Source organism: Paenarthrobacter histidinolovorans (genome assembly GCF_014647595.1).
Classification (GTDB): Bacteria; Actinomycetota; Actinomycetes; order Actinomycetales; family Micrococcaceae; genus Arthrobacter; species Arthrobacter histidinolovorans.
On sequence record NZ_BMPM01000001.1, the window covers coordinates 683,811 to 699,995 of the forward strand.

The window sequence follows — 16,185 nt, forward strand, 5'->3', positions numbered from 1 at the left end:
TCAACTCACGCAGTGAGCTCGTCGTCGATCCGTTCAAGATCAGCCACGACGGCGGCCCGCTTGGGTGAGCGCGGCGGCAGCAGCTTCAACACGGCAAGGCGGAGGTCGACGTCGTACTTCGCCTCGGGCAGCTCCGCGTACTTGAGGAGGGATTCGACGCTGCCATCAGTGAGCAGCGCCTCGCGCAGCAGGTGCGAAACCCGCTCACGCAACTGCACGACGCCGGGCGCTTCCGAACGCGGCAACAGGGCACCTTTGTAGATTTCCAAGGCAATGCGGTGGGCGCCGCGCTGCAGGCAGCTAAGCACCTGGCCGGAGTCGGGAAGCAGTTCCACGGGCAGGCGGTACGGACGCGATTCGGGGACCGCGTCCGGGCTGAGCTCCTGAACCACCTTACGGAGCCGCACCATCTCGGCACGGAGCGTCGCTGAAGATCCCTCGCCCGGGTACAGCTGGGCGCAGAGGTCCTCGGCGCTGAGCCCCTCCGGATAGTTGCCCAGGATGGCAAGGATCTCGCTGTGTCGTGCGGACAAGGACACTGTCCGGCCATCGATGCTCAACAAGGCCTGGTCACGCCCCAGCAACTGAAGGCTGTTGCGGTACAGGGCGTTGCCGGAGGCGGCCGCCGTGCTCCGGCGTCGTGGTTTCTCGCGAACCGCAGCGGCAAGCTGCAGCCGCTCGATGCGCAACTGCGCCTGGGCGGCTGCGACCGTTGCCTCCACCAGGGAAAGGGTGTGCGGCGCTACGGCAGTCTCGGTACCGGTAATGTCCACCACGCCCAGCACGGCTCCGGAATCGGGGTCGTGGAAGGGAACGGCGGTGCAGCTCCACGGATGGACGGAGCGTTTAAAGTGCTCGGCACCGGAAATCTGGATGCTGCGGTCCAGGGCCAACGCCGTACCGGGTGCACTGGTGCCCACGGACGCTTCGGACCAGTCGGCGCCCGCCACGAACATCATGCCTTCGGCCCGCCGCTGCATCACAGGATCGCCATCCACCCACAGAAGCCGGCCAACGTCGTCGCCCACCGCCACGAGCAGCCCACTGTCATGGCTTGGCTGGACGAGGAGTTTCTTGATGACGGGCATGATGGTGGCCAAGGGATGCTGACGGCGGTACTCTCCCAGCTCGTCGCGATCCATCGCCAAGGGCGCCTCGGGAACATCCGGATTGGCTTTCAGGCTGGCCGAACGTTGCCACGATTCGTGGACCAGGCGACGAAGGCCCGGGATCTCAACGCTGGTTCCTCCGCGCCAAGCCTCCAAATGCTCGTGGCCGGCCAGGGCGCGCTTCTGCAGCAGCTCCGCGGCATCACCGCCTGGAGCCATTGGATGGACTGGATTCCTCATCGAACTCCCCTGGATACCGTGCATGTGGTGGGCGGCACAGTACCCAGCAGTCTAGTTCGGGCGGAGAAGATTGTCAGCCGCGGGAGACCCGGATCATTTCCTCGCGCGGCACAACCTTGATCCGCTCGCGTTCCACGCCGTTCGGGTTCGCGTCGGAAGCGGACCATGAGGCACCGAGCGCTGCTTCGTGGGCATCAAGCCTGTTCCAGCCCTCCCACGTGGTGTATTCGATGCCGCGTTCGTCCAGGAGGTCGATGATGGCCTTCGGGTCCGGATTCTCGGCCGGAGGCAGGGCAAGCCGGTCCTCGAGGAGGCACCCGATGGTCTCCAGGGCATCACCCTTGGTGTGACCGATCAGCCCAACGGGTCCGCGCTTGATCCAGCCGGTGGCGTAGATTCCCGGCACGGGCTTGCCGTCGGCACCCAGGACGCGGCCGCCGTCGTTCGGTATGACACCGCGGCGGGCATCGTATTCAAGTTCCTCCAGCGGCGATCCGTGGTAGCCGATGGCACGGTACACGGACTGGACCGGATATTCGATGAACTCGCCGGTGCCCTTGACGTTGCCGGTACCGTCCAGTTCCATCCGCTCAAACTTGATGCCAGCCACTTTGCCGGGGGTTTCGGGCGAGTCAAGGATCTCCACGGGGCTGTGCAGGAAGTGCAGGTGCAGGCGCCGGGAAGAGGGCTGCTCCGATTCTGCGTGCTCCTCCACCAACCAGTTGGTCATGGTGTTGACCATGGTCTTGATCTGGTTGTTTGATTTGATCGCCTCATCCGAGGCTTCGTCGAACTCGAAGTCCTCCGGATACAGCACAATGTCCACATCCTTGCAGTGGGACAGTTCGCGCAGTTCCAGGGGCGTGAACTTCACCTGCGCGGGGCCGCGGCGGCCAAAGACGTGCACGTCAGTGACGGGTGAACTTTTGAGGCCGGCGTAGACATTGTCCGGAATCTCGGTGACCAACAGTTCTTCGGGGTGTTTGACCAGCATCCGGGCCACGTCCAGTGCCACGTTGCCGTTGCCGATGACCGCGATTTCCTTGGCGTCCAGCGGCCATTCGCGGGGCACGTCGGGGTGGCCGTCGTACCAGGAGACGAAGTCCGCGCCACCAAAAGAGCCTTCCAAGTCGATGCCCGGGATCTTCAAGTCCGCGTCCTTGATGGCGCCGGTGGAGAAGATCACGGCATCGTAAAAGGCGCGGAAGTCGTGAAGGGTCAGATCCCGGCCGTAGGTGACGTTGCCCAGGAAGCGGATGTCGCCGCGGTCCAGCACTTTGTGCAGGGCGTTCACGATGCCCTTGATGCGGGGATGGTCCGGCGCAACGCCGTAGCGAATCAGCCCGTATGGTGCGGGATACGCCTCGAAGAGATCGATGCTCACTTCCACGTGTCCGTCTTTGACCTCGTTGGACTTGGTCAGGATATCCGCGGCGTAAACACCTGCAGGGCCTGCGCCCACAATGGCAATGCGAAGCGGACGATTGGGGATGGTTGCGGCTGAGTTGGACACCGTGAGCCCTTCCGAAGCAGTGAGCCACGCCGCTGTTGGGGGCGCGCAGACTTCAATTCTAGGTGCCGACCCTACACCCGGCCGCTTATATGGCAGGAGTCACAAAGATTCACAAAGATTGCGGAATATTGCGGGGACTGTTGGTGTTGGCGAAAATGTGTCGACTCCCGAACAGATCATCTCAGGCTCCCCTTCAAACCAGCCCGCGACGGCGGAACCCGGGAGCGGCGGCAAAGGCACCGGCGGTCCGGCCAAACCGGTGAGGAGCGAGTCGACCGCGGGAATTCTGTTCGGCATCGGCGCGTACGGACTATGGGGGCTGCTTCCCCTCTACTTCTTTATCCTCATGCCTGCCGGGGCGATTGAAATTGTGGCCAACCGGATCGTGTGGTCCCTCATCTTCTGCGCGCTCCTGATAACCATCACGCGGGCCTGGAGGGTTTTCGGCGCCGCGTTGAAGGACCGCAGTGTGTTCGGGCCGCTCGCGTTGGCCGCCGGACTGATCGCCATCAACTGGCTCACCTACACTTTCGGCGTCACCACCGGCCACGCCGTTGAGACGTCCCTGGGCTACTTCATCAACCCGCTGGTCTCGGTCCTTCTGGGTGTGTTTGTCCTCAAAGAGAAACTGCGCCCCTTGCAGTGGACGGCCGTGGGCATCGGCTTCGTCGCTGTGGGTGTCCTGACCTTCTCCTACGGTCAACTCCCGTGGATCGCACTGATTCTTGCGTTCAGTTTCGGCCTGTACGGATTCGTGAAAAAGCGTGTCGGTCCCAAAGTGGATGCCCTCACGAGCCTGAGCGTCGAGACCATGGTGCTGGCTCCCTTCGCAGCCATCACAATGGTAGTCCTGGGCGTCACGGGGGCTGAGACCCTCACCACCCTGGGCGCAGGACACTTCTGGCTCCTGGTGTCCTCTGGTGTGATCACGGCCGTGCCGCTGCTCTTCTTTGGCGCCTCGGCCCGTCGACTGCCGATGACTACCATCGGGCTGCTCCAGTACTTCGCCCCGATCCTCCAGTTCGTCGTGGCCTTGCTGGTGTTCCACGAAACCATGACCACCGCCCGCTGGGTCGGCTTCTGCGTCGTCTGGCTCGCCCTGGTCCTCCTGACCATCGACATGCTGCGCACCACCCGGAAGAACTCGGTGATCAAGAAGAAGGCCCGTCTGGCTGCCGCCCGTTAAACAGCAACGCGGGGTCACTTATGGCCCATCCCGAGGGGATTTATGGGCCATAAGTGACCCCGCGTTGCTTTAGTCGAGCGCGTCCGGGTTGGGTTCCTTTTCGGCCACTGGACCGGTAATGGCACCGGTTTCCAGCGCGAACACGAGCGGACCGGCGCTCGGTGCACCCTCAAAATCCACCTCGAACACGGAGCCGGCCAGCCTCTTGAACGGGTGCTCGTTGAACGGGTGCCCGGCGGAGCCCAGCAACTGCAGACCCACAAGCTCCATGCCCGTGGGCAGTTCCAAACGGATCCGCCCGGACGCCGGCTCCCGTGTCACCACCGCGAACACCTGCCCCGTGCTGCTGTCCTGGGTAAAGTATCCCCACCCCGGGTAGTCCCAGCCCTCGGCGAAGCCACAGCCGTAGATCGCTTCACCGTTGACTCCGAGCCACTGCCCCACCGTGCGGGCGATTTCCACCTCTGCCGGTGCCATGGAGCCGTCGCCTCGGGGTCCGAAATTCAGCAGGAAGTTGCCGCCCAAGGACGTGCAATGGGCGATCATGTCCACCACATCCCACGGGTGCTTGAGTGTCGACTGCGCCCAAGGCCCTTGGTGGTAGCCCCAGCTCGCCTGCGGGATGGTCATGCACGCTTCCCAGTCGTGGGCTGCCACGCTCCGGTCCCACGGCTCGGGCAGCCTGCGCTCGTAGCCGCTTTCGTAGTCGCCCATGAGTAAGCCATTGGAGTCCACGTGCCTGGCTCCGAAGTCGTCCGCGCGCAAGCGGCTGTTGACCACCACGCCGGGAATACGTTCCTTCAGCATCCGTTCGACTTCCCACGTCCACCACCCGTTGGCCTTCACTGATTCGTCCCACGTGCCGTCGAACCAGAAACCCTTCACACTCGGATAGCGTTCGGCCAGTTCCACCAACTGCTTCATCGCGAAGTCGAGGTAACGGGCGAAAGCCAGGTTGTCGGCGTCGTTCTCCAGTGTGAAACGCCAGTCCGGGTGCCGCCAATCCAGCACCGAGTAGTAGAAGTTGACGTCAATCCCCCGGGCTTCATACGCCGCCACCAGTTCGCCCAGGACATCGCGACCGGAAGGGGTGTTCCCCATATGGAAGTCGGTATGCGCGCTCGGCCACAAGCAGAAACCATCATGGTGTTTGGTGGTGATGGTCATGTAGCGGGCACCCAGCGCCACGGCCGTGTCTGCCCACCGTTCGGCGTCGAAATCCGCCAGCGTGAAATCGTTGGCGAGCGCCTCCCAGCGATGTTGGGGAATCTTCGCCACGCGCGGCAGGAACTCCGCCGCGAATTCCACGTCCTTCCCTTCCCAGCGGCCTGCCGGCAGGGCGTAAAGACCCCAGTGAATGAACTGGCCCACGCGATGGCCCCGGAACCGCTTCATTGCCGCATCCTCACGGGGTTTTTCCCGCGATGCCCCGTACTTGAGGTCCATCATTTACCCACCTGCCCGTCCCACGGAACAAACGTCCGCAAGTCAAAAGTCTGCGACTTTCCGCTTGCCCATGACACGGAGACGTCCGTGCCGGAAACCACGACGGCGGCAGCCGCCTTGAGCGTTTCCGGCGCCGGAGCCTGTCCCCGGGTCAGCGTGTGGAGGGCAACGTGGACCGTTTCCTCACCGCTGCGCTGCGCGCTGAAGCTGGGGACTGCTGAGTGCTCGCCCATGGCGTTGGCACCCGTATAGCGGGTGGTCCGTGGCTCCTCCCAGCCGTGGACGGCCGTCACAGCGGCGAACACATCGCCGTTGCTCACCCACGCGGTGTCCCCGGTGATTCCCACGTCCATCTGCATGGCGTTGGCCACGGCATGCCCACCTTCCCGGACCGCATACTCCACCGGTCCGCGGACCAGATGGCAGCGAAGCTCGTAGATGCCGTCCGCCACGGAAACTGTAGTAACAGCCGTGCCGGGCAAGGTCTTCCCATACAACTGCGGGATGTGGACAGAACCGCTGACGGCTCCGTCCGTGCGGGTGGCGCGGAGGGCACAACGCCGGCTCGCCACGCCGTCGGAGCCCAACAACGCAAGGTGACCGTCCACGTTGTCCTCCCACGCAACTCCCGTCCCCGGCGCTGTGTGGGTGGAGTAGGAGAACTTGGCGTAGTGCGGATCGTCAGGGTCCGTGCCGCCACCCACCGGCAGGCCGCAATGATCGCTGCCATGGTTCGTGAGACGGACCAAACCGGCACCGCCGGCCAAAGTCCACCCCACATCCGGCAAAGCCCGAACGGTAGCCGGGCCATCGGTGGGCTGCTGCTCTTCCACGTCCTGCCAAACCCTGTGCTCCGGCGGCAGCGCCAAACCAAGGAAGCCGATGCCGGCCAAGTACGGTGAACCGAAGCCGCTGTACGCCTGGCAGGACCCGAGGTGTTCGTCGTACCAGCCCAGGCTCGGCGGACCATCAACACCAACGCCCTTCGCGGTGAAGTTCGCCAGTACGCCCGATGCCAGGCGACGCGTAGCACCCGGGGACAGCGGGTTCACTCCCGAGATCTCCGCACACCACAGGGCCGCCAGGACCGCAGTGCGGTACGCCAGAGATCGGCCGACATGCAGCACGGCCCCGTCACCGGCGAACATCAGGCTCTGCGTGCCCACGAATTCCCGCAAGCGCTCCAAGTGACGACGACCCTCAGGGGTGTCCCCCCGGCCGGTCATGTCATACCAAGCCCACAAATAGGGGTGGATGGCCCACGCGTTGTAGTAGTCGATGGCATGTTCCGGCCCGTCCGTGTACCAGCCGTCGCCCAAGTACCAGGACTCCACACGGGCCACGTTCCGAGCCCCCGTGCAGCCCGAAACGTCTTCGCCCACCGAACGCAGGAAGCCCTCCGCCATAGCCGGGAAGAGCTGCCAGTTGTTGCCCCACACCTCAAGCCGGGCATGGTGCCGCAACCAGTCGGCAACCTGCTTCTTCCCGCCTACATCCAACGGCTCCCACAACCACTCCCTGGCAATGTGGAGCGAGAAGGCAATATTCGCAGCCTCCACGATCGAGTTGGTCACCCCCAACAAAGGAGACTTGCACGTGACGCCCAACGGCCAACGCTCCGCGCCGTCAGGATCAGTACCGGCCAGCAGCGCCTCCCGGTACCAAGCCGCCAGCTGCAACCGGTCCTGGCCACGGGCACCGGCGATACGCGGCGCAGCCATCAGCAGGCTCCGGCCGATGGCCTCCATGCCTTCCCGGCGCTCGCCGTCACGCGTCACCGGGCCCGGCAGGCGCGGACTGGCCTTGAGAGGGCTGGAATACGCACGGATGTATTCGAGCCAGTGGTCGGCCGTATTCTCCCAGTGGCCCCGGGTCCAGCCCGTGAACGGGGACAGGACGGGGTCGGGACTGGGAAGCCAGGGCTGTGTTACTGGCGGAGGCTGTGTCACAGTGTTGGATCCTTGGTTTGTTCGGACTGGCTACTTGGCCAGCGCTGACTCGTATTCGCTGCGGATGGTGTCGCCACCATTCTTCTTCCAGTCAGCCACGGCACTCTTGAGCGCGTCCATGGTGCCGCGCCCGGCAATGACCGCAGTGGCAGCATCGGAGACGGGCTGGCCCAGCTTGGCACCCTTGCTGGCGTTGGTGGGGCTGAACAGCGTGCCGCAGGGATCTTCGACGCCCAGTGGAATGAGCTTGGAGTAGGCGTTGTGCATGACATCCACAATGTCCTTATTGCTCGGGTCGTAGACCACTTGCTGGGGTGCAGCCAGGTACTTCCACGGAACCGCATTGTCCAGCAGGGCACGCTCGGTCACCACCGGGTTTCCGTTGGCGTCCAAGGTGTAGTCGGCTCCTTCCGCACCGTAGTTGAGCAGCAGGTATTCCTCGCTGCCGAACGGTGCCGCCAGGAAGTTGGCCACGGCCAGGACTTCCTTGAGCTTGGCTTCGTCCGCCTTCTTCAGCATCACGGTGCCGAACGTGACGTTGTCCAGCCAGGTCTGGGCCTTGCCGCCGTCGTGGCCTACGGGAATGAAAGGCACGGCTTTGTTGGCCTTGTTCGCCGCGGGAATGCTGCGGCCGTAGCCTGTAGGTCCGATGTAGGCCGGTAGTCCGTCATAGATCATGGCCACCTTGCCGGAGATGAAGGAGTTCACCATCTGCGACTTCGTCCAGCCCTCGGAACCAGGCACGTACAGACCGTCCTTGTAGAGCTTGGCTGCGAATTCGATCGCGGCCAGGTATTCGTCCGTTTCGAACGCCCGGGTGAGTTTGCCGCCGTCGTTCTTCCACACGTTTGGTGTGCGGAACATATGGTGCAGCATGGTGAGCCCAAACTTGGTGCTGCCCAACGCCCACTGGTTTTTCGAGGGATTGGTGAGCTCCTTGGCCACACGGTAGAAGTCGTCCTTGTCCTTGATGTCCTCGGTGGACTTGATGCCGACACTCTCCAGCAGCGTCTGGTTCACGAAGCCGGATCCACCGGTCAGGTTGCGCGGGATGGGCAGCGAGTAGAGCTTGCCGGCCTGGACTGTCTGCTTCCAGAACACCTCAGGGATGGCGGCCAGGTTGGGGTAGTCCTTGATCTTGTCGCCACCGAGCAACGGGGTCAGGTCCGCGCATTTGGCCTGCAGGAACTCCACGATGTTGGGCACTGCGGCGCCGTCGTTGAGCATGAGGTCGGGCAGTTCGCCGCCTGCGATGATCGTGTTGAACTTGGTGGCGTAGTCGTCCGAGGAGACCGAGGTGATCTCCACCTGCCCGCCCAAGCGGGCTTCGATGGCCTGCCACGCCGGGTTGTCCGCCCGCGCGTTCGGGGCCGTCCCGAAGAGGTTGGTGATAGCTGTGATCTTGCCACCCTTCAGCGGTGCTGCCTGCACACTGCGGAAAGGTGCGGGGTACTTGTAGAACGCTGACGGCACACCTTGGGCCGTACCGGGGATGTCGGCGGCGGCTGCCTGGAGGGGCATGTGCGTGGGCAACAAAGCTTCGCTGGCGTTCGACGCAACGCTGGTAGTGCGCTGTCCGCACCCGGCCAGGGCTCCGCCGCTGACGAGAGCGAGCGCACCGATGCCGGCTACCGAGAGGAAGTTCCGGCGGCTGGGGCCGGCAGAAGGTACTGCGTTCATGGGTCTTCCCTTTCAAGAATGGAGAGTTTGACTAGCCTTTGATGGCGCCGGTGAGGACGCCCTTGGTGAAGTACCGCTGGAGGAACGGGAACACGATCACGATGGGGATCAGGGAAATCACGACGACGGCCATCTGGATCGCCTGCGACGGCACCGCGATTTCGGCTACTGCGGAGTCGCCCATGGGCTGGCCGAGCAGCACGTACTGGCGCAGGATCATGGACAGCGGCCACTTGTCGTCGTTCAGGTAGAGCATTGCGTTGAAGAATGCGTTCCAATAGCCCACCGCGTAGAAGAGCCCGACGACGGCCAGCACGCCCCGTGAGAGTGGCAGCACCATCTGGACCAGGATGCGGAAGTCTCCCGCGCCGTCGATCTTCGCGGCTTCGAACAGTTCCTGCGGCAGGTTCATGAAGAACGACCGGACCACCACCAGGTTGAAAGCGCTCATCAACGTGGGCAGGACCAGGGCCGCGTAGCTGTCCAGCAGTCCGAGTTCCTTGACCATGAGGAAACTGGGGATGATGCCGGGGCTGAAGAGCATGGTGAAGAGGGCTGTCATGAGGAAGAAACGCCCGCCCACCAGATCCCTCCGTGTGAGGCCGTACGCCATCGCGACCGTGACCACCACGGAGAGGGCTGTTCCCACTGTGGTGATGAGGAGTGAGCGGATCAACGCATCAGTCACGACGCCGCCGGCAAAGATTGTTTGGTAGGCAGCGAACGTGGGCTCTTTGGGAAACAGGACCAGGCCGTTGTTGTTGGCGATCTCGCTTTGGCTGGAGAGACTCGTGGCCAGGACGGCAAGCAACGGGTACAGGGCCAGGAAGCAGATGATCACCAGGGCGATGGCTTTGGACACCTGGACGGCGGGCTTGGGCTTCTCCATCCAGATGGGGCGGGTGTCCTTGGCCTTCAGCCGGCCCAGGCCGGACGCCAGCGTGCTACTTGGATTTGCCATTGGAATAGACACCTTCCTGTCCAAAGAGATGGGCCAGTTTGTTGGCGCTGAGCACCAGGACCAGGCCGACGATGCCCTTCACCAGACCCACGGCTGCTGCAGGACCCCACTGGCCGTCCTGGATGCCGTGGAAATAGACGTATGTATCCAGCACTTCGCCGGCTCCGGGGCCCACGTTGTCGCGTTGGAGGACAATCTGTTCGAAGCCGACGGACAGGATGCTGCCAAGGTTCAGGATGAGGAGCAGGATGATCACCGGCATGATCCCCGGGAGGGTGATGTGCCACAGCCGGTGGCGTGCGTTGGCTCCATCCACGGCCGCGGCTTCGTATAGTTCCTGGTCCACGTTCATCAGGGCTGCCAGGAAGATGATGGTCCCCCATCCCGCGTCTTTCCAGATGGACTGGATGGTGACCAGGAAGGGGAAGAACCCGGGAGTGGTCATGGCGTCGAAGCGCGGAAGGCCAAGGCTCTCCAGCAGGTGCGGGACAGCGCCGGTGGCACCGAGGACTTCCGAGAAAACGGCCACGATGATCACCCAGCCGATGAAGTGCGGCAGGTAGACCACGCTCTGGACGAACTTCCTGATCCTGTTGGACACGATGCTGTTCAGCAGCAGGGCCAGGCAGATGGGAACCGGGAAGAACAGTGCCAGCTGGAGCCCCGTGATCACCAGGGTGTTGCGGAGGGCCTCCCAGAAGGCGCCGTCCTGGAACATGGCGGCGAAGTTCTCCAGGCCCACCCAGACGCTGTCCACGAAACCGAGGTACGGCTTGTAATCCAGGAACGCGATGATGTTGCCGGCAAGTGGGACGTAGTGGAACACCACGAAGTACAGGAAGCCGGGCGCGATCAACAGCAACATCACTTTGTCGCGTCGGATCCGGGCCATGAGGCTTTTCTTGCGGCCCTGCCCCGCGTCCGCCGGTGGGCGACCACGACGGCGGCCTTCCGCCACCGGCGCCGGGATGCCGACGTCGGTGCCCGCCTGGGGCGTAAGTGTCTGGCTGTTGCTGCTCATGTATTTCCTCTGTCTGCGCCGTAACCGGCGGATGTGGAGTGGCCCGGCGCCCGGAAGCGCTCAACGGCTAGAAATAGTAAGCGTTTACTATGGGGAACAAGCTACCCAGAAGAAATGTGTGATGTCAATAACACGCTCAGATCCTTATATTCATTGGAATCCGGGATTGACAGCCTTTCCATGACGCACCTACGCTGACATCAAAATAGCAAGCGCTTTCTATTCATGACCACCACGACCGGACGGAAACCTGCAGTGACCACCAACCTCCAGCACGCCGGCATCATCAAGGCTGCGTTCGTGATGGGCCTCAGTAACCTGCCCACGCTGTTCAGCACCGAAGACCTTGCCCGGCTCCGCGGAATCGTCACCCTGCTGGATCCCGAACCCGTCTCCGACTTCACCGTCCCGGGCACCCTGGAGCGCCTCGGAGACGTCGAACTGCTCATCACCGGGTGGGGTGCCCCTCCCATTGATGCCTTCGTGCTGGACCACTTGCCCCGGTTGCGCTGCATCATCCACGCGGCAGGCACCGTGAAAACTTTCCTGTCCCCTGAGGTGTACGCACGGGGAATCCAGGTGTCGTCGTCGGCCGCGGCCAATGCTGTGCCGGTGGCCGAGTTCACCTTCGCCGCGATCGTCATGGGCCTCAAAAGGGCCCGGAGGTTCAGCGAACAACTGCGCATCACAGGCGCCTCCCGCAACACCGCAGGGTTCCCTGCCATCGGAACCAACGGCGTCACTATCGGCTTGGTGGGCGCCTCCCGCGTCGGTCGCCAAGTGATCGGACTGCTCAAGAACCTCGACGCACGGGTACTTGTCTACGACCCCTACCTCACCGCCGTCGAGGCCGCCGAACTGGGCGTTGAAGCCGTTGGCCTGGACCAGCTCTGCGCCCTTTCCGACGTGGTGAGCATCCACGCACCGGACATCGCTGAAACGCGCGGCATTATCGGTGCGCAGCAACTTGCCCTCATGAAGGACGGGACACTGGTCATCAACACCGCCCGCGGCGCCCTGATCGATGCAGCAGCCCTGACCTCGGAGCTCGTTTCCGGACGGCTTGACGCGTATCTGGATGTCACGGATCCAGAACCGCTTCCTGCCGGCTCGGTCCTGCACACCCTGCCCAATGTGGTGCTGACTCCCCATATCGCGGGGGCAATGGGCAACGAGATCCACCGTTTGGGCAGCCACGCAGTCATGGAAGTCCGGCGATTGAGCGAGGGCTTGCCCTTGGCTTATCCGGTATTGGCGGCGGATCTTGCGAGAATCGCCTAGTGACTGACAAAAGCTCCCCCACAGATCCGATCCATGCCCGCGGCGGCAGCGGCGCCACCATTGCCGACGTCGCGCAGGCGGCCGGCGTGTCCGTGGCCACCGTTTCCAGGGCCCTGAGCGGCAATTACCCAGTGGCCAAAGCCACGCGTGAGCGGATTTTCCGCTCCGTGACGGACCTCGGCTACGTGGCCAACGCGCATGCCCGTGCCCTGGCCGGCGCCACCACCCGCACTGTCGGAATCATCATCAACGACGTCGCCGACCCCTTCTTCGCCTACATTGCACGGGGCGTGGAGCGGCAGGCGAGCGCCGAGGGCCGCCTGTGCCTGATCACCGCCACCCACGGCGACAAGGAACGTGAGCTCGCGCTGGTGGACCTGATGCGCGAGCAGCGGACTGACGCGGTGATCGTGGTGGGCGGAGCGTCGGATGATCCCAGGTATCGGAAGCAGATGGCCGACCGTGCCCGTGCACTCGCAGCGGCAGGATCCGCGTTGGTCCTCTGCGGCAGGCCGTCCCTGGGCCCTGGTGTTCCCACCAAGATGGTCACCTACGACAACGAAGGAGGCGCCTTCGCCATCACCGACTACCTGATCTCGCAGGGACACCGGAGGATCCTCTACGTCGGTGGCCCCCGTGATTTTTCGACGACGGCGTCCCGGCTGGCCGGTTTCTACCGCGCCCTGGATGCCCGCGGTATTGAACGCGATCCTGCACTGGTCCACGAAGGAGCCTTTGGCCGCGGCTTCGGCTACAGCCGGATGCGCGAACTGCTGGAGCAGGACCTTGGGTTCACAGCCGTCTTTGGCGCCAACGACCTCGTGGCCGCCGGAATCCTGGAGGCGCTCGAAGAACGCGGAATCAGGGTCCCGGAGGACATTTCGGTGGTTGGCTACGACGACGTTCCTGTGGCCAGCGAGCTGCGTCCGCGCCTGACAACTGTGCGGGTGCCGCTTGAGGAACTGGGACGCGAAGCCGTGCGGCTGGCGCTGGCCCAGTCACCGCACGACGCCGGTGCCTCCTCTGACAACACCCTCACCGTGGGCACGCACATAGTCATCCGCGACTCGGTGTCACCTCCCAAACAGTCGTGAACACTCCGTTCACTGCTGTTGAGGGGCCCGGGAACCGGACGTAAAGCTGCGGAAAGCATCACCGCAGCCGCATTCCCTTCACCCCCGAAACAGTTTTGAACGGAGCAGTTTTGAACTTCACTGGACCCACCATGAGCCGCCGAAATCTCTTCCGCACCACGGGGGCTGCCGCCCTCGCCGGGGCCCTGCTGTCCCAGGCAGCGCCGTCCATGGCCGCGGGCGACGCCGGCTTGCAGGAACTCGTGGATCGCCGACGCCTGGTCCTTACCGGGAGCCGGAGCGCCGCGGATGTCCCCGAACTCGCAGGGCAGCTCGAAGGGACGGGAAACACCGCCGGTACGTGGTGGACCACCATGGACAAAGCGCCGGTCCGGACGTCTTTGTGGCCCGATATCCCGCTGACGGGCATAGGACAGTCGGCTACGGCTACCAGCAACCTGGGCCTGCACTTCAACCGCCTCCACGACATGGCGTTGGGCTACGCAGTACCCGGCAATCCCTACGCCGGGAACCCGGCACTGGCCGCTGACATCGTTGCCGGGTTGAAGCTCCTCAACGACACCGCGTACAAGCCCGGGATGCGCGCTGCCGGAAACTGGTGGTTCTGGGAAATCGGTATTCCCCGCAAGTCCGTGGATATCCTGACACTGCTTCATTCCGAGGTCCCCGAAAGCCTGCGGACGTCCCTGCTGGCAGCTGTCCGCTGGTTCACGCCCAACCCGAATTGGCGCGGCCGTGCTACAACTTTCGCCGAGACGGGCGCCAATCGCGTGGACAAGGCCCTGGCCTGCTGCATGCGCGGCATCCTCGACAAAAGTCCCGATGAAATCGTGTTGGGACGCGATGCCCTGAGCGACACCGTCCGCGGCGGCGTCAACAGTGTTTTCACCTACGTGACCAGCGGCGACGGCTTCTATACCGACGGGTCCTTCGTGCAGCACACCTACCTGCCCTATGCCGGGACCTACGGCGTGGTGGCGTTAGCCGGTATCGCTGAGATCATCGCAATGCTCGGTGGCAGCACGTGGGCCGTCAACGACCCGAAAAGAACCGTGCTCCTTGACGCAGTTGAACGGACCTATGCCCCGTTCGTATGGGACGGCCGGATCATGGACACCGTCCGCGGCCGCGCCGTGTCGCGGCAACGGGAACCCGACTACGTCAGCGGCTTCGGCCTGATCTCTGCGGTGCTGCTGTTGGCGCCAGGCTGCGAAGAGCCGTATCGTTCCCGGTTCCTGGCCTTGGCCAAGGGCTGGCTGGAACGCTGTGCGGACCAGAAACTCGTGGGACACCCAACGCAGAGCCTGGCAAAGTCCCTGTTGTCCCTGGACGTCCTCTCCAATACCACCGTGGTCTCCGCGCCGGCACCGGTGTACAGCCGCATGTTCGCTGACCAGGACCGACTGGTCCACCACCGGCAGCAATGGGGCTGCACCGTGAACCTGTCCTCCAAGCGGATCGGCAGGTACGAGTGGGGCAACAGTGAGAACAACCTCGGCTGGTACCAGGGCGACGGGATGACGTTCGTTTACACCCGCCAGGACCCCTCGCAATTCAGCTCAGATTTCTGGCCCACGGTGGATCCCTATGCCCTTCCCGGCACCACGGTCAACGACCAAGTACGAGCCAGCGGCGCGGGAGGCGCCGGGACCGGAATTCCCCGCGCTTTCCAGGCTTTTGCCGGTGGGCTCACCATGGACGGTCGATGGGGTGTCATCGGCATGGATCACCTCAACCACAACAAGACGTTGTCCGGCAGGAAGTCCTGGTTCTCCCTTGATGACGCGGTGGTCTGCCTGGGGGCGGGCATTACCGGCACGGGTGGGGCTGCTGTCCAGACCACGGTGGAGAACAGGGCGTTCGCGTCAGGGACCGTGCCTGCGTTGCGGACCGATTCCCGGAACCGTCGCATGGCTCCCGGGGATGCAGCGGTGCAGCTCAAGAGGTCCGTGCACATCGAGGGGCACGGCGGTTATGTGTTCCTCGAGGCGCCGGGAGTATCCGGGGAGCCTGAAGTGGCCGTGGTCCGCCGGACAGGGAGTTGGTTCGACGTGAACTCCGGGGCCGACACCGGCGGGTCAACCGATCCTGTTACCCGGGACTATGTGACCATCACGCACCGCCATGGCACTGATCCGGTGGGCTCGGGCTATGCCTACATGGTGTTGCCCGCGGCAGGCCATTCCACCACGTTCTCCCAGTCGGCCAACCCCGATGTCAAAGTCCTGGCCAATTCGTCGGAGGCCCAGATGGTGGAGGTGGACAAGGACCACCTTGTCCTGGCCAACTTCTTCGCAGCAGGCACCGCAGGGGGCTATACAGTCTCCGGCCCCTGCACCCTGGCAGCACACCAGGCCGGCAACCAGCTCACACTGTCCCTGTCCGACCCATCCCGGACCCAGGCCAGCCTCCGGATCACGCCGCCTGGTTCCCAGTGGCGCACCGTTGTACAGGCCGACGACGGCGTGGCCTTGGTCAGTGCCGGGCCCGTGGTCATCGAGGTCCAGCTGGACGGGCATGGCCACCAGAAGAACCTGACGCTGGGCACCTAGGGCGTTCCGGCGTCGAGATCGCGGGAGCCCTGCGGAATCGCTGTGTAGCTACGGCGATCCCGGCGCGCTCCGGCGATCCCGGCGCGCTCCGGCGATCCCGGCGCGGAACGCAGAAGGAGGGCCGGGAAATCCCGGCCCTCCTTGTGTGCGTCA

At 64.0% G+C, this 16,185-nt stretch carries 11 protein-coding genes; 4 read left to right on the forward strand and 7 right to left on the reverse strand.

Annotated features, from left to right (window positions below; translation table 11 throughout):
* Positions 1-5: 5 nt before the first annotated feature.
* Both IEY62_RS03185 and IEY62_RS03190 read right to left on the reverse strand, forming a co-directional pair.
* Positions 6-1,349, reverse strand: a complete 1,344-nt coding sequence (locus IEY62_RS03185; protein ID WP_189013813.1) for a GAF domain-containing protein — start codon at positions 1,347-1,349, stop codon at positions 6-8.
* 73 nt (positions 1,350-1,422) lie between these two features.
* The gene (locus tag IEY62_RS03190; RefSeq protein WP_189013815.1) at positions 1,423-2,862 is read right to left on the reverse strand and encodes an FAD-dependent oxidoreductase; all 1,440 of its coding nucleotides are present in this window, start codon (positions 2,860-2,862) and stop codon (positions 1,423-1,425) included.
* Between the two features lie 118 nt (positions 2,863-2,980).
* On the opposite strand from IEY62_RS03190, the gene rarD reads away from it, so the two are divergent.
* Entirely contained in the window at positions 2,981-4,048 is a 1,068-nt protein-coding gene (gene rarD, locus IEY62_RS03195) for an EamA family transporter RarD (RefSeq protein WP_189013818.1), read from the forward strand.
* Positions 4,049-4,117: 69 nt separating this feature from the next.
* On the opposite strand, the gene IEY62_RS03200 is transcribed toward rarD, so the two are convergent.
* Genes IEY62_RS03200 through IEY62_RS03220 form a run of 5 tightly spaced genes read right to left on the reverse strand, consistent with a single transcriptional unit; the run spans position 4,118 to position 11,105 of the window.
* On the reverse strand, positions 4,118-5,443 hold the full coding sequence (locus IEY62_RS03200) for an alpha-L-fucosidase (protein WP_229785024.1): 1,326 nt from the start codon (positions 5,441-5,443) through the stop codon (positions 4,118-4,120).
* Between the two features lie 50 nt (positions 5,444-5,493).
* Positions 5,494-7,443 carry a DUF2264 domain-containing protein gene (locus tag IEY62_RS03205; RefSeq protein WP_189013820.1) on the reverse strand — a complete coding sequence of 650 codons (1,950 nt, stop codon included), beginning with the start codon at positions 7,441-7,443 and terminating at the stop codon, positions 5,494-5,496.
* 30 nt (positions 7,444-7,473) lie between these two features.
* On the reverse strand, positions 7,474-9,123 hold the full coding sequence (locus tag IEY62_RS03210) for an extracellular solute-binding protein (protein WP_189013822.1): 1,650 nt from the start codon (positions 9,121-9,123) through the stop codon (positions 7,474-7,476).
* A gap of 31 nt (positions 9,124-9,154) precedes the next feature.
* The gene (locus tag IEY62_RS03215; RefSeq protein ID WP_229785026.1) at positions 9,155-10,084 is read right to left on the reverse strand and encodes a carbohydrate ABC transporter permease; all 930 of its coding nucleotides are present in this window, start codon (positions 10,082-10,084) and stop codon (positions 9,155-9,157) included.
* Positions 10,068-11,105, reverse strand: coding sequence for an ABC transporter permease (locus IEY62_RS03220; RefSeq protein ID WP_229785028.1), 1,038 nt, complete (start codon positions 11,103-11,105; stop codon positions 10,068-10,070). Before IEY62_RS03220 ends, IEY62_RS03215 begins: the two co-directional genes overlap by 17 nt.
* 225 nt (positions 11,106-11,330) lie before the next feature.
* Between IEY62_RS03220 and IEY62_RS03225 the strand changes: the two genes are divergently transcribed.
* The 3 genes from IEY62_RS03225 to IEY62_RS03235 all read left to right on the forward strand — a co-directional run bounded on the left by IEY62_RS03225 (position 11,331) and on the right by IEY62_RS03235 (position 16,032).
* Entirely contained in the window at positions 11,331-12,386 is a 1,056-nt protein-coding gene (locus IEY62_RS03225) for a hydroxyacid dehydrogenase (RefSeq protein ID WP_229785029.1), read from the forward strand.
* A complete protein-coding gene (locus tag IEY62_RS03230) occupies positions 12,386-13,480 on the forward strand; it encodes a LacI family DNA-binding transcriptional regulator (protein WP_082499705.1) in 1,095 nt (364 codons plus the stop codon). Before IEY62_RS03225 ends, IEY62_RS03230 begins: the two co-directional genes overlap by 1 nt.
* Before the next feature lie 131 nt (positions 13,481-13,611).
* Entirely contained in the window at positions 13,612-16,032 is a 2,421-nt protein-coding gene (locus IEY62_RS03235; protein WP_229785030.1) for a polysaccharide lyase 8 family protein, read from the forward strand.
* Positions 16,033-16,185 lie beyond the last annotated feature (153 nt).